At 73.5% G+C, this 18,297-nt stretch carries 16 protein-coding genes; 8 read left to right on the forward strand and 8 right to left on the reverse strand.

Translation table 11 applies throughout. The features are described from left to right. Positions 1 to 153: 153 nt before the first annotated feature. The 3 genes from ACFXG1_RS10390 to zapE form a co-directional block, all read right to left on the reverse strand. Positions 154 to 1,515, reverse strand: a complete 1,362-nt coding sequence (locus ACFXG1_RS10390) for an alkaline phosphatase PhoX (RefSeq protein ID WP_384742020.1) — start codon at positions 1,513 to 1,515, stop codon at positions 154 to 156. Positions 1,516 to 1,823: 308 nt separating this feature from the next. Then, entirely contained in the window at positions 1,824 to 2,249 is a 426-nt protein-coding gene (locus ACFXG1_RS10395) for an OsmC family peroxiredoxin (RefSeq protein WP_384711815.1), read from the reverse strand. A gap of 127 nt (positions 2,250 to 2,376) precedes the next feature. Next, positions 2,377 to 3,522, reverse strand: coding sequence for a cell division protein ZapE (gene zapE, locus ACFXG1_RS10400; protein WP_384711812.1), 1,146 nt, complete (start codon positions 3,520 to 3,522; stop codon positions 2,377 to 2,379). Positions 3,523 to 3,559: 37 nt separating this feature from the next. On the opposite strand from zapE, the gene ACFXG1_RS10405 reads away from it, so the two are divergent. The 7 genes from ACFXG1_RS10405 to ACFXG1_RS10435 all read left to right on the forward strand — a co-directional run bounded on the left by ACFXG1_RS10405 (position 3,560) and on the right by ACFXG1_RS10435 (position 9,902). After that, entirely contained in the window at positions 3,560 to 4,333 is a 774-nt protein-coding gene (locus ACFXG1_RS10405; protein ID WP_384742022.1) for a pyrimidine reductase family protein, read from the forward strand. Positions 4,334 to 4,440: 107 nt separating this feature from the next. Next, complete coding sequence (locus tag ACFXG1_RS10410; protein WP_384711809.1) at positions 4,441 to 4,911, forward strand: indole-3-glycerol phosphate synthase; 471 nt, start codon at positions 4,441 to 4,443, stop codon at positions 4,909 to 4,911. Between the two features lie 58 nt (positions 4,912 to 4,969). After that, entirely contained in the window at positions 4,970 to 6,382 is a 1,413-nt protein-coding gene (murC, locus tag ACFXG1_RS10415; protein ID WP_384711806.1) for a UDP-N-acetylmuramate--L-alanine ligase, read from the forward strand. A 13-nt stretch (positions 6,383 to 6,395) separates the two neighbouring features. Further along, positions 6,396 to 6,851, forward strand: a complete 456-nt coding sequence (gene msrB, locus ACFXG1_RS10420; protein WP_384711803.1) for a peptide-methionine (R)-S-oxide reductase MsrB — start codon at positions 6,396 to 6,398, stop codon at positions 6,849 to 6,851. Between the two features lie 13 nt (positions 6,852 to 6,864). Continuing rightward, positions 6,865 to 7,524: a nucleoside/nucleotide kinase family protein gene (locus ACFXG1_RS10425; RefSeq protein ID WP_384711800.1), complete on the forward strand. Its 660-nt coding sequence runs from the start codon at positions 6,865 to 6,867 to the stop codon at positions 7,522 to 7,524. 180 nt (positions 7,525 to 7,704) lie between these two features. Beyond that, entirely contained in the window at positions 7,705 to 8,658 is a 954-nt protein-coding gene (locus tag ACFXG1_RS10430; protein ID WP_384711797.1) for a hypothetical protein, read from the forward strand. A gap of 95 nt (positions 8,659 to 8,753) precedes the next feature. Then, entirely contained in the window at positions 8,754 to 9,902 is a 1,149-nt protein-coding gene (locus ACFXG1_RS10435) for a M24 family metallopeptidase (RefSeq protein ID WP_384742025.1), read from the forward strand. Between the two features lie 90 nt (positions 9,903 to 9,992). On the opposite strand, the gene ACFXG1_RS10440 is transcribed toward ACFXG1_RS10435, so the two are convergent. From ACFXG1_RS10440 to ACFXG1_RS10455, 4 genes are all read right to left on the reverse strand, one after another. Further along, positions 9,993 to 10,988: an aldo/keto reductase gene (locus ACFXG1_RS10440; RefSeq protein WP_384711791.1), complete on the reverse strand. Its 996-nt coding sequence runs from the start codon at positions 10,986 to 10,988 to the stop codon at positions 9,993 to 9,995. A gap of 70 nt (positions 10,989 to 11,058) precedes the next feature. Beyond that, positions 11,059 to 12,840 (reverse strand): malto-oligosyltrehalose trehalohydrolase, encoded by a 1,782-nt coding sequence (treZ, locus tag ACFXG1_RS10445; protein ID WP_384711822.1) that lies wholly within the window; start codon positions 12,838 to 12,840, stop codon positions 11,059 to 11,061. A 108-nt stretch (positions 12,841 to 12,948) separates the two neighbouring features. Next, a complete protein-coding gene (locus ACFXG1_RS10450; RefSeq protein WP_384742027.1) occupies positions 12,949 to 13,803 on the reverse strand; it encodes a DUF4253 domain-containing protein in 855 nt (284 codons plus the stop codon). A gap of 96 nt (positions 13,804 to 13,899) precedes the next feature. Continuing rightward, the gene (locus ACFXG1_RS10455; RefSeq protein WP_384724452.1) at positions 13,900 to 14,790 is read right to left on the reverse strand and encodes a GNAT family N-acetyltransferase; all 891 of its coding nucleotides are present in this window, start codon (positions 14,788 to 14,790) and stop codon (positions 13,900 to 13,902) included. Positions 14,791 to 15,217: 427 nt separating this feature from the next. Here ACFXG1_RS10455 and ACFXG1_RS10460 point away from each other — a divergent pair, with 427 nt between their 5' ends. Further along, on the forward strand, positions 15,218 to 15,787 hold the full coding sequence (locus ACFXG1_RS10460) for an FHA domain-containing protein (protein ID WP_384716737.1): 570 nt from the start codon (positions 15,218 to 15,220) through the stop codon (positions 15,785 to 15,787). A gap of 63 nt (positions 15,788 to 15,850) precedes the next feature. On the opposite strand, the gene treY is transcribed toward ACFXG1_RS10460, so the two are convergent. Beyond that, complete coding sequence (treY, locus tag ACFXG1_RS10465; RefSeq protein WP_384742029.1) at positions 15,851 to 18,250, reverse strand: malto-oligosyltrehalose synthase; 2,400 nt, start codon at positions 18,248 to 18,250, stop codon at positions 15,851 to 15,853. Between the last annotated feature and the right edge of the window lie 47 nt (positions 18,251 to 18,297).

Genomic DNA, 18,297 nt, shown 5'->3' on the forward strand with positions numbered 1-18,297 from the left:
GCCCCGCGCACGCCAGGGGCGCGGTGTACCGCGCGCGGGGGGGGCGGCCCCGGCGGGTGCCCTCCCCGGTACCCCACCCGGCCCCCCCCCCCGGGGCCCCCCCGCCCGGGGGCGCGGCGGCCCGGGAACGTGTCCCGGGCCGCCGGACGGAGGTCAGTCGCGCCAGGGGCCCGTGATGGCGAAGGTCGTGCCGGGGCGGTAGCAGTTGACGAACATCGTCTCGTTGTCCGGGGAGAACACCACGCCCGCGAACTCGCCCCACTCGGGCAGCTCGGGGGTGCCGATGTTCTGGCGGTTGCGGGCCATCTCGTAGATCTCGCCCCGGCGCGACACCCCGTACACGTGCTGGGCGCCGGCGCCGTCCTCGCAGACCATCAGGTTGCCGCCGGGGGCCAGGCAGATGTTGTCCGGGTTCTCGCCGGGGGTCTGGATGTCGTGGCCGGGCCCGAAGATCACCACCAGGGTGAGCCGCCGCCGGCCCGGCTCGTACTTCCACACCTGGCCGAAGTGGTCACCGGCGGAGCCCTGGCTGCTGCGGGCGTAGCTGGAGACGAAGTAGACCGAGCGGCCGCCCCACCACGCGCCCTCCAGCTTCTGGGCGCGGGTGATACCGCCGGGGCCGTAGTCCTGGGAGCGTACGGAGGTCGTGACGGCCTGGCTGTCGGGCACCGGCACCCATTCGACCCGGTCGAACGAGGTCCCGGGTTCGGAGACCGCCGACAGATCGGCCAGCCCGGGGACCCGCATCGCCTCCAGCCGGCCGCCCGCGCGGAGCGAACCGGGGCCGCCGAGCGGGCGGTCGGGGAGGAAGCGGAAGAAGAGACCGAAGGGGCGCTTGGCGTCCTCGGTCTCGTAGATGATGCCCGTCCTGGGGTCGACCGCGACGGCCTCGTGTTCGAAGCGGCCCATCGCGGTCAGCGGTACGGCGCCGGATCTGCGCGGGTCGGCGCCGTCGACCTCGAAGACGAAGCCGTGGTCCTTGGTGTAGCCGCCGGTACCGGCGCGGCTCTCGTCCTCCTCGCAGGTGAGCCAGGTGCCCCACGGGGTGGGGCCGCCCGCGCAGTTCACCGCCGTACCGGCGATGGCGACCCGCTCGGACAGCACCCGGTTGTCGTCGTCGAGTTCGAGGACGGTACAGCCACCGGTGGCCGCCGGGTCGTAGGTCAGCCCCGGCACCGCAGGTACGGGCAGCGGGTCGGTGGGGTCGTTCTCGTGGTTGCGGACGAGATAGGTCCGGCCGCCGCGCCCGGCGAAGGCGGCCATCCCGTCGTGGTTGCCCGGGATCGTGCCCTCGCCCGACGACAGGGGCTGCCCCTCCCGGGACAGCACCCGGTAGCGGAAGCCCTTCGGCAGGTCGAGGAGTCCGGCGGGGTCGGGGACGAGCGGGCCGTAGCCGGCCCGGCTGTGGGCCGCGGCCGTACCCGCGAAGAGTTCGGAGAGCGTTCCGGCGAAGGCGATCGACGCGCCCAGCGCGCCGGTTCCGGCGAGAACGTTGCGACGTGAGGTTTCCGGCATGAGGCAACTCCCTGTGGCGGACAGGAATGACGACTGACGGCGGAGCGGGGTCGTGCGAGGTCGTGCGGGGTCGTGCGGGACGTACGGCCCGGATGGGGGCGGCCGACGGAAGGGAGAACGGTGGAACGGGGACGGGGGAAACGCGGTGGTGTGATCCTGGGCGAGTGATCCGGGACACAAAAAGTGACCCGCACGTATGTAGCACGCACCTGGTGGGTGCGTGAACCGTGCGGGTCACCGGGACGGCTGTGAAGTCTGAAACTGGACGTCCGCCGGGGGATCTTCAGCCGTTTCCCCGGCCGCCGGGATCAGGCCAGTTCGGCGGTGAGGGTGATGGTGGTGCCGGTCAGGGCCTGGCTCACCGGGCAGTTCTTCTTGGCGTTCTCCGCGGCGGCGGCGAAGGCCTCCGCGTCGATCCCGGGCACCTCGCCGCGGACGGTCAGATGAATGCCGGTGATGCCCTCACCCGGCTGGAAGGTGACGTCCGCCTTGGTCTCCAGACGGGTGGGCGGGTTGCCCGCGCCGGCCAGACCGTGCGAGAGGGCCATCGAGAAGCAGCTGGAGTGGGCCGCGGCGATCAGCTCTTCGGGGCTGGTCTTGCCATTGGCCTGCTCGGCGCGGGACGGCCAGGAGACCGGCTGCGTACCGATGCCGGACGAGTCGAAGGTGACCTCGCCCGACCCCTTCAGCAGATCGCCTTCCCAGACCGTGTGCGCCGTGCGAGTCGTGGCCATGGTGTGAAATCCCTTCTGACCTTCTGTTGGAGCGCTGGTTGCGCCCCTCGAACCTACTGGTCGCGACGGTGCTCGGGAAAACCGGCCGGACCGGAAACCGGCCCGCGAGCCCTGACGGGGCGTCGGTTCAGGAGCCGCCGGGGGAGTCCCCGGAGCCCTTCGCGCGCGTGGTACGCGAACTCTTCGCGCCGGGCTCCTCGCCGGCGGGGCCCTGGGCGTCGCGGGCCAGCGCCGTGAGGCGGGAGATCGCCCGGAAGTACTTCTTGCGGTAGCCGCCGTTGAGCATCTCCTCGCCGAACAGCCGGTCGAAGGGGACCCCGGAGGTCACCACGGGCACCTCGGCGTCGTAGAGCCGGTCGGCGAGGACGACCAGCCGCAGCGCCGTCGACTGGTCCGGTACGGGCTCGACACCGGTCAGACAGACCAGCTCGACGCCCTCGATCAGCATCCCGTAGCGGCTGGGGTGCACCTGGGAGAGGTGCCCGAGCAGATGGGGGAAGTGGTCGAGGGACGCGCCGGGGGTGGTCCGCGCCGTCTTGGTGACGACTTCGTCGGCGTACGGGTGCGGGGCCTCGGGCAGCCCCCGGTGGCGGTAGTCCTCGCCGTCGATCCGCAGCGGCCGGAAGTGGGCGGAGAGCCCCTGGATCTCGCGCAGGAAGTCGGCGGCGGCGAACCGGCCCTCGCCCAGCTTGCCCGGCAGGGTGTTGGAGGTGGCCGCCAGCGACACCCCGGCCGCCACCAGCTTCGACAGCAGCGACGACACCAGGACCGTATCGCCCGGGTCGTCCAGCTCGAACTCGTCGATGCAGAGCAGCCGGTACCGGCCGAGGACGCGGACGGTCTCCTGGAAGCCCAGCGCGCCGACCAGGTTCGTCAGCTCCACGAAGGTGCAGAACGCCTTCTGGTGGACCGGGACGGCCGCGGCGTGCCACACGGAGGCCAGCAGATGCGTCTTGCCGACGCCGTAGCCGCCGTCGAGATAGACACCGCTCGGCCCGGTGGGCGCGGCGGGCTTGCGGGAGAGCCAGCGGCGCAGGCCCGTCTCCGCCGCGGGACCCCGGCCGATCCCGGCCGCGAAGGCGGCCAGCCGGGTGACCGCCTCGGCCTGGCTGGGGTGGTTCGGATCCGGTATGTACGTATCGAAGCGGACGGTGTCGAAGCGCCACGGCGGCTCCAGCGCGGCCACCATCTGCTCGACGGAGACATGGGGGCGGCGCGCGGCCAGCGAATGCGGCGGACCGGCGGTTATGGGGCTGGTGGCAGGGGTCGGCACAGTTATCCACTGTAAGCGTCATGGGAGACTGCTGGGCATGCGACGCCTGCTCCCTGTGACCGATCAGACACCCGACCGCGACCGTGAGTGGTCGCTGGAAGAGCTGGCGGAGCTGTACGGCTACCCCCCGCCGGCCGCCGGGGGGCCGGGGGCGTGGCTGCGGGCGAACATGGTCGCGTCGCTGGACGGCGCGGCCCAGCACGGCGGAGCGTCCCAGCCGCTGTCCGGCGCCGCCGATATGCGGATCTTCGGGGTACTGCGGGCGCTGAGCGATGTGGTGATCGCGGGGGCCGAGACGGTCCGCAGTGAGGGGTACCGGCCCGCGAAGGCCCGGGAGGCGTTCGCGGCCCGCCGGGCCGCCGCCGGGCAGGCGCCCGCCCCGGCGATCGCGGTGGTCAGCGCGTCCCTCGACCTCGATCTGACGGCTCCGCTCTTCACCGAGCCGCTGGTGCCGACGCTGATCCTCACCGGCGCGGGGGCGGCGCCGGAGCGGGTGCGGGCCGCCGAGCGGGCGGGCGCCGAGGTCGTGATCGCGGGTGACGGGCCCGGGGTGGACCCGGCGCAGGCCGTGGCGGCGCTGGCCGGGCGGGGACTGACCCGGCAGCTCGTCGAGGGCGGCCCCCGGCTGCTGGGCCGGTTCGTGGCCGCCGGCGTACTGGACGAGCTGTGTCTGACGGTGGCGCCCGTGATGACCGCGGGCGACGCCCAGCGGATCACCGACGGCCCGGGAGTGACCGTTCCCGAACGGTTCGCACTGGTGTCCGTACTGGAGGAGGCGGGGTTCCTCTTCACCCGCTACCGTCGCATCTGACAATCGGCGGAATTTCCCGTTCCGGTTAGCTTCGGCTGGGCAGACTTACTTTCGCAGACCCCGTGCGGTCACGGGGAAGGATGGTTTCCGCAGAAGGGCTCCTGAACGTGTTCACAAGCGTACTGATGATCGAGAAGCCCCTGACGTCCGTCGATGTGGATTTTGTGACAACCCTCCACGGGGACGAGGCCGTCTCGTTCGTCGTGCTGATGCAGCCCCGCGGTGCCCAGGCCGATGTCCTGCTGCGCGCGATCGACGACGTGGCCCTCGGCGAGCTGAAGGACGCCGTGCGCGAGGGCGACGTACCCGAGGGCGACGACGCGGTCGCCCCCGCCGAGCTGGCCCTGGAACACTCCCTGCGCGCCCTGCGCGGGGCCGGCTCCGAGGCCGTGGGCCAGGTCGTCGAGGACCACCCCCTCGACATGCTGAGGACCGTGGTCGACGAGTCGAACGCCGACGAGGTGATCGTGCTGACCGCCCCGCACTACGTGGAGGAGTTCTTCCACCGGGACTGGGCCTCCAGGGCCCGGCACAAGGTCGGCGTCCCGGTGCTCAAGCTCTTCGCCCACAGCGAATAGGGTGGTCACCGGCCGGAGAGCGACCGGCCGCAGACCCGAACAGAAAGCGGAGACACGCATGGCATCCGCCATCCCCACCGCCATGGCACGCCCCCACTTCATCGGCATCGGCGGCGCCGGGATGTCCGGTATCGCGAAGATCCTCGCCCGCCGCGGCGCGCAGGTGGCGGGCAGCGACGCCAAGGAGTCGGCCACGGCGGATGCCCTGCGGGCCCTCGGCGCCACCGTCCACATCGGACACGCGGCCGAGCACCTCGCCGACGACGCCAGCTGTGTCGTCGTCTCCAGCGCGATCCGCGCCGACAACCCCGAGCTGGTGCGCGCCGCCGGGCTCTCGGTGCCGGTGGTCCACCGCGCCGACGCGCTGGCGTCCCTGATGGACGGGCTCCGCCCGATCGCCGTCGCCGGTACGCACGGCAAGACCACCACCACGTCCATGCTGGCGGTCGCCCTCTCGGAGCTGGGCCTCGACCCCTCGTACGCGATCGGCGGCGATCTGGCCGGCCCCGGGACCAACGCCCGGCACGGCGACGGCGAGATCTTCGTCGCCGAGGCCGACGAGAGCGACCGCAGCTTCCACAAGTACGCCCCCGAGGTCGCGATCGTCCTCAATGTGGAGCTGGACCACCACGCCAACTACGCCTCCATGGCCGAGATCCACGAGTCCTTCGACACCTTCGCCGGCCGGATCGTCCCCGGCGGCACGCTGGTGGTCTCCGCCGACCAGGCCGGCGCGGTCGAGCTGACCGAGCGGGTCCGCGGCCGGGACGGGCTGAACGTGGTCACCTACGGCGAGTCCGAGACCGCCGACATCCGCATCCACCGGATCACCCCGCGTGGGCTGACCACCGAGGTCACGGTCCTGCTCGACGGCCGGTTCCTGACCTTCACGGTCTCGGTCCCCGGCAGCCACTACGCGCACAACGCGGTCGCCGCGCTGGCCGCCGGGGTCGCCCTCGGCATCCCGGCGCACAATCTGGCCTCCGCCCTCGGCACGTACACCGGCGTCGGCCGCCGCCTCCAGCTCAAGGGCGAGGCGGACGGGGTGCGGGTCATCGACTCGTACGCCCACCACCCCACCGAGATGACCGCCGACCTGGAGGCCATGCGGGGCGCCGCTGCCGACTCCCGGCTGCTCGTCGTCTTCCAGCCGCACCTGTTCTCCCGCACCCGGGAGCTGGGCAAGGAGATGGGCGACGCGCTCGCCCTGGCCGACGCCTCCGTCGTCCTGGACGTCTACCCGGCGCGTGAGGACCCGATCCCCGGTGTCACCAGCGCCCTGATCGTGGACGCCGCCCGGGCCGCGGGCGCCGACGTCACTCCCGTGCACGACCAGGCGGCGGTCGCCGACACGATCGCGGGAATGGCCCGGCCCGGCGATCTCGTTCTCACCATGGGAGCCGGGGACGTGACCGACCTCGGCCCCGTGATCCTGGCCCGGCTCTCCGGCCGGACCCTTTCGTCGAGCTGAGGAAGCGGTTCCCATGGCGTACGAGATCCAGAAGCCGGACGAGCAGTGGCGCGTGGAGCTGAGCCCCGCCGAGTACCAGGTCCTGCGGCAGGCGGGCACCGAGCCCGCGTTCACCGGTGAGTACACCGACACCACCACCGAGGGTGTGTACTCCTGTCGTGCCTGCGGCGCCGAGCTGTTCCGCTCCGACACCAAGTTCGCCTCCCACTGCGGCTGGCCGTCCTTCTTCGATCCGAAGGACTCCGACGCGGTGGAGCTGCTGGAGGACCGCTCGCACGGCATGGCCCGTACGGAGGTCCGATGCGCCCGGTGCGGATCCCACCTCGGACATGTGTTCGAAGGTGAGGGGTATCCGACCCCGACGGACCAGCGCTACTGCATCAACAGCATCTCCCTCCGGCTGACCCCTGACGGTTCCGAAGGCCCCGAAGGCTCCGGCGGTTCCGAGGGTTCCGGCGGCGCCGTCTAGCGGCGCGCCGACCGTGTCAGCCAACGGGCCCGACACCGGGCCCACCGCCGTCCTTCCCGAGCAGCTGACCGCCCGCGCCCGGGCCCTCGCCGTGCCCGGGCGGCGGCGGATCCTCGGTATCGCCGGGGCGCCCGGCGCCGGGAAGTCCACCCTCGCCGCCCGGCTGGTCGCCGCGCTCGGCGGGGGACCGGCCGCCGTCCTCGTCCCCATGGACGGCTTCCACCTGGCCGGGGCCGAGCTGCGGCGGCTGGGACGCGACCACCGCAAAGGGGCGCCCGACACCTTCGACGCCGACGGATACGTCGCCCTGCTCACCCGGCTGCGCGCCGCCGAAGCCGGAGTCACCGTCTACGCCCCCGCCTTCGACCGGGCCCTGGAGGAGCCGGTCGCGGGAGCCGTGCCCGTACCGCCCGATGTCCCCCTCGTCGTCACCGAGGGCAACTACCTCCTCCACGACGAAGGGCCCTGGAGCCGGGTACGGCCCCTGATCGACGAGATCTGGTACGTGGAACCCGACGAGGCCACCCGGCTGCGGCGGCTCGTCGCCCGGCATATTGCCTACGGCAAGGAACCCGGTCACGCCCGGCGCTGGGTGACCGAATCCGACCAGCCCAACGCCCGGCTCGTGGCCCGCGGCCGGGCCCGCGCCGACCTCGTCGTCCCCCTGCCCTGACTCCTGCCCCGACCCGGTCGCGCCCCTGCGCCCGTCTCGGTCCGCGTCCCCGGCCGCGCTTTGGTCCGGATCCCGCCCCGGCCCCGAACCGATCTGTTGAACGGATCTTTGCCGGGCCGGGCTACCGGGGTGGGTAGGCTCGATCCCGAGGTGTGGCGGGTCGAGCGGGAGGCGGTTGACGTGGGGTTGTTCCGGCGGGGGTCGAAGCGCGACCGCAGCGACGCGCCACGGGACCCCGAGTTCTCCTACCTGTCGGCCGACGAGGGCACCCGGTTCCGCGCCCAGGTCCGGGAGGCCTTCGCCGAACAGGGCCTCGAAGTGACGGTCTACACCGACGTCGTCACCGACAGCGCCGGACGCCAGTTCGGACTCGCCAATCTCGCCGCCGTCCTTCACAACGACGACCGGGGGCCGCGCGCCTGGCCGGAACTCGTCCGGCGGCATGTGGGCATGGTGCTGCGGACCATGGACGCGCCCTCCGCCCTCGACACCCTCTCCACCGAGCAGATCCGCGCCCAGCTCTACCCCCGGGTCCTGGGCGCCGAGGGCTTCGACCCGGAGAACTTCCACTACGCCCGCCGGATCGCGCCCGGCCTCTACGAGATCATCGCCCTCGACCTGCCGGAGAGCGTCATGATGCTCACCGACGACGCCCTCGCCCCCCTCGGCGATCTGCCGTACCTGCGCCAACAGGCCCTGTACAACCTGCGCGGACTGCCACTGGAGGGCCATGAGACCGTCAAGGGCGGCGACGGGCTCCGCTTCGAGGTCGTCATCGGGGACTCCTTCTACACCGCCAGCCGGGTCCTGACGCTGGAGAGCGTCGTCCGGGAGGTGACGGGCGAGACGCTGTCGTCCGACGGCGCCCTGGTCGCCTTCCCCTTCCGGCACCAGCTCGCCTTCCACGTCATCCGGGACGCCGGACTGATCCCGGCCCTCAACGCCATGACGTCGTTCGCGGCGTCCGGCTTCGCCGACACACCCGGAGCGATCTCGCCGTACGTCTACTGGTGGCGCGACGGCACCCTCACCCAGCTCAGCGACCACGACGAGGACGGGGAGGGGCTGCGGATCGTGGTGGGGGAGGAGTTCCAGGAACTGCTGGAACGTCTCGTCGGCGACGACGACGGCTGACCGACGTACGGCGGTACGGGGGTATCGCGGTACGGGGGTACGGGGCACGGCCCACCGGGCTCGCGCCCCTTCCGCGCCCCGGGCAGGATGGAGCCATGCCGATGACGCCGCCGCCGACGCAAACGCAGACGCCCCCCGCGCCCTTCACGGCCGACGACTACCGCGCCCGGATGGACCGGGCCGCCCGCGCCGCCGCCGACGCCGGACTCGCGGGCGTCCTCGTCGCCCCAGGACCCGACCTGGTCCATCTCACCGGCTACGCGCCGCCCACCACCGAGCGCCTCACCCTCCTCGTCCTCGTCGCCGGACGCGAACCCGTCCTCGTCGTCCCCGCCCTGGAGGCCCCCGACGCCGAGAAGGCCGCCGGCGCGCCCGGGATCGCCCTGCGCGACTGGGCCGACGGCAAGGACCCGTACGCCGTGACGGCCGGGCTGCTGGACCCGGCGGGCCGGTTCGCGGTCAGCGACAACACCTGGGCCCTGCACCTCCTCGGCCTCGGCACGGCCCTGCCCGGCACGGCGTACACGGCCCTCACCGACGCCCTCCCCATGCTGCGCGCCGTCAAGGACGCCCGGGAGCTGGAGCGGCTCGCCGCCGCGGGCGCCGCGGCCGACGCGGCGTACGAGAAGATCCTCGAAGTCCGTTTCGCGGGCCGCCGCGAGACCGAGGTCGCCGCCGACCTCGCCGGTCTGCTGCGGGACTTCGGCCATTCCCAGGTCGACTTCACCATCGTCGGCTCGGGCCCCAACGGCGCCAACCCGCACCACGAGGCCGGGGACCGGACCATCGAGCCCGGCGACACGGTCGTCCTGGACTTCGGCGGACTCAAGGACGGCTACGGCTCCGACACCAGCCGCACGGTCCACGTCGGCGAGCCGACCCCCGCCGAGCAGCACGTCCACGACGTCGTCCGCGAGGCGCAGCAGGCCGGATACGAGGCGGTCCGGCCCGGCGCCGCCTGCCAGGACGTCGACCGGGCGGCCCGCGAGATCATCGAGGCGGCCGGGTACGGGGACCTGTTCATCCACCGCACCGGACACGGCATCGGGGTCACCACCCATGAACCGCCGTACATGATCGAGGGCGAGGAGCAGCCGCTCGTCCCCGGGATGTGCTTCTCCGTCGAGCCGGGGATCTATCTGCCCGGCCGCTTCGGGGTCCGGATCGAGGACATCGTCGCGGTGACGGAGGACGGCGGGCGGCGGCTCAACAACACCGACCGCGCGATGGCGATCGTCGCGTAGCCGTAGCCGTAGCCGTAGCCGTAGCCGTAGCCGTAGCCGCGGTCGCGGCCGCAAGCCCCCGGTCCGCCGCCCTCCGGCACCGCGGCGGCGTCACACGCCGTCGAGGTTCGCCAGCATGTCGTACGGGTACGGCAGCGGGCGCGCACTCGCCTCGTCCAGCCGCTTCCGCTGCCCGTCCGTCAGCTCCCAGCCGACCGCGCCCAGATGGTCGGCCAACTGCTCCGGGGTGCGCGGCCCGATGATCGGGGCGGTGACCCCGGGGCGCTCCATCAGCCAGCGCAGGGCCACCTGCGACGGCGTACGCCCGGCCTCGGCGCCCACCTCGTCGAGGGCGTCCACCACCCGCCAGGTCTCCTCCGTCGCCCGCTCCCGCCAGCCCTCCTTCCCGCTCCGTTGCTGCCGGTACGCCTCCCGGGAGCCGGTCGGGACGGACTCCATACCGCGCCGGTACTTGCCCGTCAGCCAGCCGCCCGCCAGCGGCCCCCACGGAATGACCCCGACGCCCTGCTCGGCGCAGAGCGGCAGCAGTTCCCACTCCGTCTCCCGGCTCAGCAGGCTGTACCGCGGCTGGAGGCAGACATACGGCTCCCAGCCCCGGTGGCGGGAGGTGTCCAGGGCGCGCTGGAGCTGGGACGCCGTCACATTGCTCGTCCCCACGTACCGCACCTTGCCCGCCGTCACCAGGGAGTCCAGGGTCGCCAGGGTCTCATCCAGCGGAGTCGTCGCGTCCCAGATATGGGTCTGGTACAGATCGATGTAGTCGGTACGCAGCCGTCGCAGACTGGCCTCCACGGCCGCGACGACGTGCTTGCGGCCGAGCCCCCGGTCGTTGGCGGCGTCGCCCATCGGCCCCCACACCTTGGTGGCCACGACGACGTCCTCCCGCCGCCGCTTCGCCAGCCAGCGCCCGAGGATCTCCTCCGACGCGCCCCGCGCGTACATATCGGCGGTGTCGACGAACGTACCGCCCGCCTCCGCGAAGGCGTCGAGGATCCGGTGCCCGTCCTCGTCACCGGCGAAGCTCATCGTGCCCAGACACAGCTCACCGACCCGCAGACCGCTCCTGCCGAGGTTCTTCTGCTTCATGACGGGCGACCGTAGAAGCATGCCCGGCCGCCGGGCAACCCATCACCGGGTGAACCCGGCCGACGGTCCCTCACGGCGCCAGGACCACCGCGCAGGACTCCGGGCCCAGCGTCAGCTCCCCCGCCGCGTCAGGACCCGGCGAAGGCTCCCACGACGCGAGGACCTGGGCGCCCGTGCCGACCGCGAACCGGGCCGGTGACCCCGCCAGGTTGTACAGGACCCTCAGCTCGCCCCGGCGCACGACGAACCGGCCGCCCTCGCCCTCGGCGTCGTACGCCGCGTCCACCGCGGCCGGATCGGGGTCGGTCAGATCGGGCTGGTCCCGGCGGAGCGCGATCAGCTCCCGGTACCAGGCCAGCAGCCGGGCGTGCGGGGGGCGGGTCCGCTCGGCCCGGTCGAGACACGAACGGCGCCGGGTCTCCGGATCCTGCGGATCGGGCACGTCCCCGGGATCCCAGCCGTGCGCCGCGAACTCGTCCCGCCGACCCGCGCGCACCAGGCCGGCCGTCGCCGGGTCGGTGTGGTCGGTGAAGTACTGCCACGGTGTGCCCGCGCCCCACTCCTCGCCCATGAACAGCATCGGGGTGAAAGGACCCGTCAGCACCAGGGCCGCCGCGCACGCCAGCAGACCGGGGGAGAGGAGCGCCGTGAGACGGTCGCCCGCCGCCCGGTTGCCGATCTGGTCATGGGACTGGGCGAACCCGACGAAGCGCCCGAGGGGGGTAGTCGCCGGGTCCACCGGGCGGCCGTGGGTACGGCCCCGGAACGAGGAGTACGTACCGTCGTGGAACCACACCCGCGTCAGCGACCGGGCCAGCGCCGCCCGCGGGCCCCCTTCGGCCCGCGCGAAATCGGTGTAGTAGCCCTGCGACTCCCCTGTGAGCAGGGTGTGCAGCCCGTGATGGAAGTCGTCGTTCCACTGGGCGTGCAGCCCGATACCGCCCGTCGCCCGCGGCTCGGTCGTCCGCGGATCGTTCCGGTCGGACTCGGCGACCAGGAACAGCGGTCGGCCCAGCTCGCCCGCGAGCCGGTCCACCGCGGCCGAGAGCTCCTCCAGGAAGGTGAGCGCCCGGTCGTCGGCGAGGGCGTGCACCGCGTCGAGCCGCAGCCCGTCGATCCGGTACTCGCGCAGCCACATCAGCGCGCTGCCCAGCAGAAAGGCCCGGACCTCGTCCGAGCCGGGCCCGTCGAGATTGACCGCGGCGCCCCACGGGGTGCGCCGGGTGTCCGTCAGATACGGGCCGAAGGCGGGCAGGACGTTTCCGGACGGGCCGAAGTGGTTGTGGACGACGTCCAGCACCACCCCGATGCCGTGCCCGTGGGCGGCGTCCACGAACCGCTTCAGCGCCGCGGGCCCGCCGTACGGCTCGTGCACGGCCCAGGGCGCCACACCGTCGTACCCCCAGCCGTGCGTTCCGGGGAACGGGCAGACCGGCATCAGCTCCACATGGGTGACGCCCAGCTCCGCCAGCTCACCGAGGTGTGCGACGGCCGCGTCGAGGGTGCCGTCGGGGGTGTAGGTGCCGATGTGCAGCTCGTACAGCACCGCGCCGCGCAGCCCACGGCCCGGCCAGTCGTACCGCCAGACATGGGTGTCCGGGAGGACCACCGCGCCCGGTCTCCCCGGCCCGTCGGGCAGCCGCCGGGCCCGGGGATCCGGCAGCGGCGGCCCGTCGTCGATCACGAAGGCGTACCGGGTGCCGTCCCCGGCCGCCGCCTCCGCCGTCCACCAGCCGGCACGGTCGGGATCCCGCGCCAGCTCCGTCGTCGATCCGTCGTCACGGCCGGCGTCACCGCCGGTCCGCAGCGCGACCCGCTCGCGCGCCGTCGGCGCCCACACCTCGAACAGCACCGGCACACCCCGTCCGTCGTCGGCACCCTTGCCTCCCGCCCATCCTGGCAAGACCCGGGCCGCGACGGGCGGTCCGTACCGCCGTTGAGGTCATGGCCGCCTCGGGGCTCAGTCCCACCAGAAGTACCACTCCCGCATCCCGTCGATCGCCTCCGCGTACGCGCCGACGCTGCCCGCGCCCTGCCATATGTTGTCGGGGCAGAAGGCGAAGTGCTCGGCGGCGAGGGCCAGCGCCGCCTCCCGGCCGACAGGCGGCGCGGCGACGCTCAGCCGCAGGGTGGCGAAGCCGACCGCGACCACCCGGGCCCCGAACCGGCGCTCCCAGTCGTCGAGGACCGCGGAGAAGGCCGTGATGTCCCCGCTCATATTGACCGGCCCCGACCACCCCGCGACGGTGAGCGCGGCGGCGGCCGACGGCGCCGCGACCAGCCCGAGCCGCAGCCAGGGGGACATGGCGAGCAGCTCACGGGCGAGCGCGTCGGCGAGCCGCCCCGGATCACCGGCCGGGGCCGGCGCGGGCGCGAGCCCCGGCCAGCCCGTCCCGAACGGCGCGAACACCTCCGAGAACCGTTCGTCGTCGTCCTGCTCGGCCTCGTCGCCGTCGGCCACCCCCGTATGCCCCCGCCACCACTCGGCGAGTACGGCGGCGGGATCCCGCTCGCCCCCGGACTCCTTCGGCGGGAACAGCTCACCGCACGCCCACGGCCGGTACGCGTCGTCGTCGGGATCGAGCGCGTCCAGCAGCAGCGGCTGGAGCCCGGAACGGGCGTGGTCGGCGCGGAACCGCGCATACGCGGCGGCGGTTGCCGGCCCGTCGCCGAGCCAGAGCACCGGCGCCCCGCCCTCGCGTTCGTCGGACCGTATGACACGTCCTGCGGGCAACTCCGCGGACAGCCGCCGTTCGTCGGCGCCGCCCGGCGGGAAGAGGGGGTGCAGTTCGGCGGGAAGAGGTCGAAGGTTCACAACGGGAACGCTAGACCCCACCACTGACATCGCCGCCGGGAGCTGTGGCGCGCGGCCCGTGGCGGGCCCGGCGACGGGCCCGCCACGGGGATCGGGTCAGGCTCCCGGCACGAAGTCGATCCGTTCCTGGATCACCGGGAAGCCCGCACGGGCGAAGTGCTTGGCCATGGGGATGTTCCCCTGGTCCGTGGCGCCCAGGACGGAGTCCACGCCCTCGTCGACGAGGAAGTGGAGGCACTCCGTCAGCAGGTCGTAGGCGTAGCCGTGGCCCCGGGCCTCGGGGACGACACCGATGAAGCCGGCGGTGGCGCCGGCCGGGACCCGGGCCGGGATGTGCAGGCCCACCAGTTCGCCCTCGGGGGTGTGGGCGACGCGCCACCACTCGCGCGGCGACGGGCACCAGTGGAAGAACTCCAGCTCCTCACGGGCCGCCTGGTCGACGCCGCCCTGTTCGATCGCGCGCAGGGCGTGCGCGTCGAGGGTCGCAGAGTGCACGCGGCGCAGGATGTCGAGGATCACCTCGTCGTCCGGCTCCGGGCGGTACACCAGCCGGGAGAGGCGCTCCGGGAGGCCCCGCTCCGGGGTCCAGCGGTAGCGGTAGCGCTCGACGAGTACCCGCATCCCGGCCGCCTCGGCCGCCCGGATCCGGATCTCGCCCGCGGCCTTCAGCTCCGGGTCGTCCCGCCAGCCGGGCGGCAGCAGCAGTTCGTAGTCCACCTGGTACGGCGCGGTGCGCAGCAGCTCGGCACCCGCCTCCTCCTCGCCGTCGGCGACGTCGAACCAGTTCACATTGACGGGGGAGGTGTCGTCGTCGGCGCCCCACCAGGCGGCGCGGGCGACGACCCGGCCGTCGCGCAGGGCGACCCGCTTCCACGCGGGACGGTGGGTGACATGGGCCAGCACACTGCCGATGCCCAGCGGGTCGGGCAGGGTGTCGAAGAGATGGGCGTCGCTCTCGGAGAGCGCGCGGATGACCGTCTCGGTCATAAGAGGTGTTCCTCCGGAAAGAATTGCGGAAAAGTGCTCCGCGCTCCCGGGGATCAGTCGACGAACGCCCGGCGGACAAGGAGGGAGCGCGAAATGTGGATGGACTGCACGGCACTCGCCTCCTTCCGTTCGTTCAGCGGCGTGGTGATCACGTTATCCGGATGACCCGGCGGACGTCCAGAGGTTTTCCCGCGGCCGGCCGGCCGGCCGGCGGGCGGGGCGGGGCGGGGCGGCTCCGGATCCATCGGCGTCCCCGCCGACGTACGAGGCGCCGATCCGACGGACCGTCGCGGCCGGTCGCCACACCGGAACCAAGCCGGGACAATGTCTCGGAACTGTTCCTTCCACGCAGGTCAGGCGAGGTTTCGGGGCGATATCGCCCTCGCCTTTCTGGACACTCCACCGCCCCCGGGCCGACAATTGCCGGGTGACCTCCTCCCTGCCGTCCCCGTCGCCCGGGTTCTCCGGTCAGCCCGTTCCGCTGCGGCCCTCCGACGCCGAACGGGACCGGGCGGTGGACGTGTTGAAGGAAGGCGCCGCGGCGGGGCGCATCTCGCACGACACCTTCGTGCGCCGGATGGAGCTGGCGCTCGCCGCCCGCAGCCCCGAGGAGCTGAAGGTCCTCACCGCCGATCTGCGGGCCGACGACGGGCTGTCCGGGCGGGTGGTCCGCTCGGTGGGCGGGGTGTCCGCGTTCCTCGTCCGGCTGCGCCGCGCCTGGGCCGCCGAGAAACTGCCGCCATTGCTGTTCCCGGAGCCCGGACCGCATCCCCTGCGGATAGGCCGCGACCCGGGGAGCGGTCTCCGGCTGACCCATGAGAGCGTCTCCCGGATGCACGCCGAGCTGATCCCGCACGGGCCCGTCTGGGTGCTGCGCGACCTCGGGTCGATGAACGGGACCACCGTCAACGGGCTGCGGGTGACCGGCTCGGTGCCCGTACGCGACGGTGACGTGGTGTCCTTCGGCCAGATCGCCTTCCGGCTCACCAAGCGCTGACCCCGGAGCCGACCGGAGCCGACCGGAGCCGATCGGAGCCGACCGGAGCCGACCGGGGCCCGGTCACCGGCCGCCGGAGGGTTCGTCCCGGACCAGCAGCGCCACCGGTCCTTCGAGGAACAGCTCGGCCGCCGCGACCCGGCCGCCCCGGACCCGCCGCTCCGACAGCAGGTCCGACCACGGCCCCTCCGGCAGCTCCACCTCCGTCCCCCGCCAGCCGCCGGCCTCCGTGAGCCGCAGCGACAGCCGGGTGACGGCCGCGACGACCTCGCCCGTACGGCAGTACGCCAGACAGTGCCCGGCCGCCGGGCCCGACACCGCCAGCGGGACGTACGTACCCGCGGGGCCGAAGACACGGGGCCGCTCCCGGCGCAGCCGCAGCGCCGCCCGGGTCAGCTTCGTACGCTCCGTGGCCGTGCCCTCCTCGAACGGCGCCCGGTTGTCCGGGTCGACCAGGGCCCGGTACTCCCGCTCGGTGCCCTGGTAGAGGTCCGGCACCCCCGGCATCGTCAGATGCAGCAGCGCCGCGCCCAGCGCGTCCGCCCGGACGTACGGCTCCAGTTCCCGGACGAACCGGGCCACCGAGTACAGCGGGGGACCCGCCGGGCCCGCCGCCACGAACACCGCCAGCGCCGCCTCGAACGCAGTGTCCGGCTCCGACCAGTCCGTCCGTACGGCCGCCTCCCGCGCGCCCTTCAACAGGGCCGCCGCCAGCCGGTCCTCGTAAGGGAAGCCGAAGCCGACCGCCGTCTGCCACGCCGTCCACGCCGTATGCGGATCCGGTGCCCGGCCGCCGTCCTGACGGGCCGTCTCCTCGGTGACCTCCCGCAGAAAGGCCGCCCACCGCTCCGGGCACTGCGACAGAACGGCGATCCCGGCCCGGACGTCCGCGCTCCGCTTGGTGTCGTGCGTCGTCAGTACGGTGCCCGTCGCGGGCAGGTCCCGGGCGATCCGCTCCGCGTGGGCGTGGAACCCGGCCGGGGACACCGCAGGGCGCGCCGGGTCGCCGCCGACCTCGTTCGCGCTCAGCAGCGGTGTGTAGCGGTAGTACGCGGTGTCCTCCACGGACTTGGCCCGTACCGCGGCCGCGGTCTGCGCGAACCGGGCCCGGAACGCCTCGTGGTCCGGTCCCGCGCCGCGTCGCCCGAGCGCCAGCTCCCGTACCGCGTCCACCGCCGTGCTCTCCGCCGCCACCGGGAACGCGGCCTTCGCCGCCGCCGCTGCCGCGAGGGTGAGCACCTCTTCGCCGGAGGGGCCGAAGCCGACCGAGCCGCCGGAGCCGCCGGTCCCGTACGGCCGGTACACCGGCAGCCGGACCAGCAGTTCGCGGATCGCGGTCGCCAGCGCCCACGGCGCGTGGTCCCGCAGCCCCGGGTCCCCGGCGCAGACCCGGGCCGCCAGCCGGGTCAGCGCCGAGACCTCCGCCGCCAGCTCGTGGGAGACCATCCGGTACGCGGCGCGCAGCCGCGTCGGCTCCCACCGGCCGCCCAGGTCCGCCGGTACGCCGGTGAACTCCCGGTACAGACTCGTCAGCTCCGCCGCGCCCGCCGGGTCGGTGAACAGGCCGTCGATCCGGTACAGCGCGTCGTACCCGGTCGTCCCGGCCACCGGCCAGGACTGCGGCAGCCGCTCGTCGCCGGAGAGGATCTTCTCGACCACCGTCCAGCACGCGCCGCCCGTCGCCTCCGCCAGCCGCCGCAGATATCCCTCCGGGTCCGCGAGACCGTCCGGATGGTCCACCCGCAACCCTTCCACGACCCCGTCCCGGACCAGCTCCACGATCTTGGCGTGGGTGGCGTCGAAGACCCCGGGGTCCTCGACCCGCACCCCGATCAGCCCGGACACGGTGAAGAACCGCCGGTACGTCAGCTCGGTACGGGCCAGCCTCCACCAGCCGAGCCGGTACCACTGGGCGTCCAGCACGGAGACCAGGTCGGCGTCGGGTCCGTCGGGCACGGTGCCCGGCCGCAGGGGGAAGCTCCGCTCCCCGTACTCCAGGACGTCCCCCGCGATCCGCAGCCGTCCCAGCTCCTCGCCGAACGGCCCGGCCAGTACCGGCAGCAGCACCCACCCGCCGCCCGCCTCCCAGTCCACCGCGAACCAGCGCGCGTACGGGGACTCCGGGCCGTGGCGCAGCACGTCCCACAGGGCCGGGCTGTGGGCCGGCTCCAGCGCCATGTGGTTGGGCACGATGTCCACGACCAGGCCGAGGCCGTGCTCCCGCGCGGCATCGGCGAGCGCCCGCAGGCCCGCCTCGCCGCCCAGCTCCTCCCGGACCCGGGTGGGGTCGGTGACGTCGTAGCCGTGCGTCGAGCCGGGGACGGCCTCCAGGACCGGCGACAGATGGAGATGGGACACCCCGAGACCGGCGAGATACGGCACGACGGCGGCGGCGCGGGCGAACGGGAAGTCGGGCTGGAGCTGGAGCCGGTACGTCGCGGTGGGGACGGGCGTGGGGGTCATGGAGCCGTACGTACCCGCCGGGCCGCCGTCCCTGTCATCGACCCCCG

Origin of the sequence: Streptomyces sp. NPDC059248, from assembly GCF_042753905.1 — a bacterium.
GTDB lineage: Bacteria > Actinomycetota > Actinomycetes > Streptomycetales > Streptomycetaceae > Streptomyces.

Excerpts from the sequence above, each read along its gene's own strand:
- ACFXG1_RS10390 (WP_384742020.1), bottom strand. The coding sequence starts at position 1,515 with ATGCCGGAAACCTCACGTCGCAACGTTCTCGCCGGAACCGGCGCGCTG.
- ACFXG1_RS10395 (WP_384711815.1), bottom strand. The coding sequence starts at position 2,249 with ATGGCCACGACTCGCACGGCGCACACGGTCTGGGAAGGCGATCTGCTG.
- ACFXG1_RS10405 (WP_384742022.1), top strand. The coding sequence starts at position 3,560 with ATGCGACGCCTGCTCCCTGTGACCGATCAGACACCCGACCGCGACCGT.
- murC (WP_384711806.1), top strand. The coding sequence starts at position 4,970 with ATGGCATCCGCCATCCCCACCGCCATGGCACGCCCCCACTTCATCGGC.
- msrB (WP_384711803.1), top strand. The coding sequence starts at position 6,396 with ATGGCGTACGAGATCCAGAAGCCGGACGAGCAGTGGCGCGTGGAGCTG.
- ACFXG1_RS10435 (WP_384742025.1), top strand. The coding sequence starts at position 8,754 with ATGCCGATGACGCCGCCGCCGACGCAAACGCAGACGCCCCCCGCGCCC.
- ACFXG1_RS10440 (WP_384711791.1), bottom strand. The coding sequence starts at position 10,988 with ATGAAGCAGAAGAACCTCGGCAGGAGCGGTCTGCGGGTCGGTGAGCTG.
- ACFXG1_RS10455 (WP_384724452.1), bottom strand. The coding sequence starts at position 14,790 with ATGACCGAGACGGTCATCCGCGCGCTCTCCGAGAGCGACGCCCATCTC.
- treY (WP_384742029.1), bottom strand. The coding sequence starts at position 18,250 with ATGACCCCCACGCCCGTCCCCACCGCGACGTACCGGCTCCAGCTCCAG.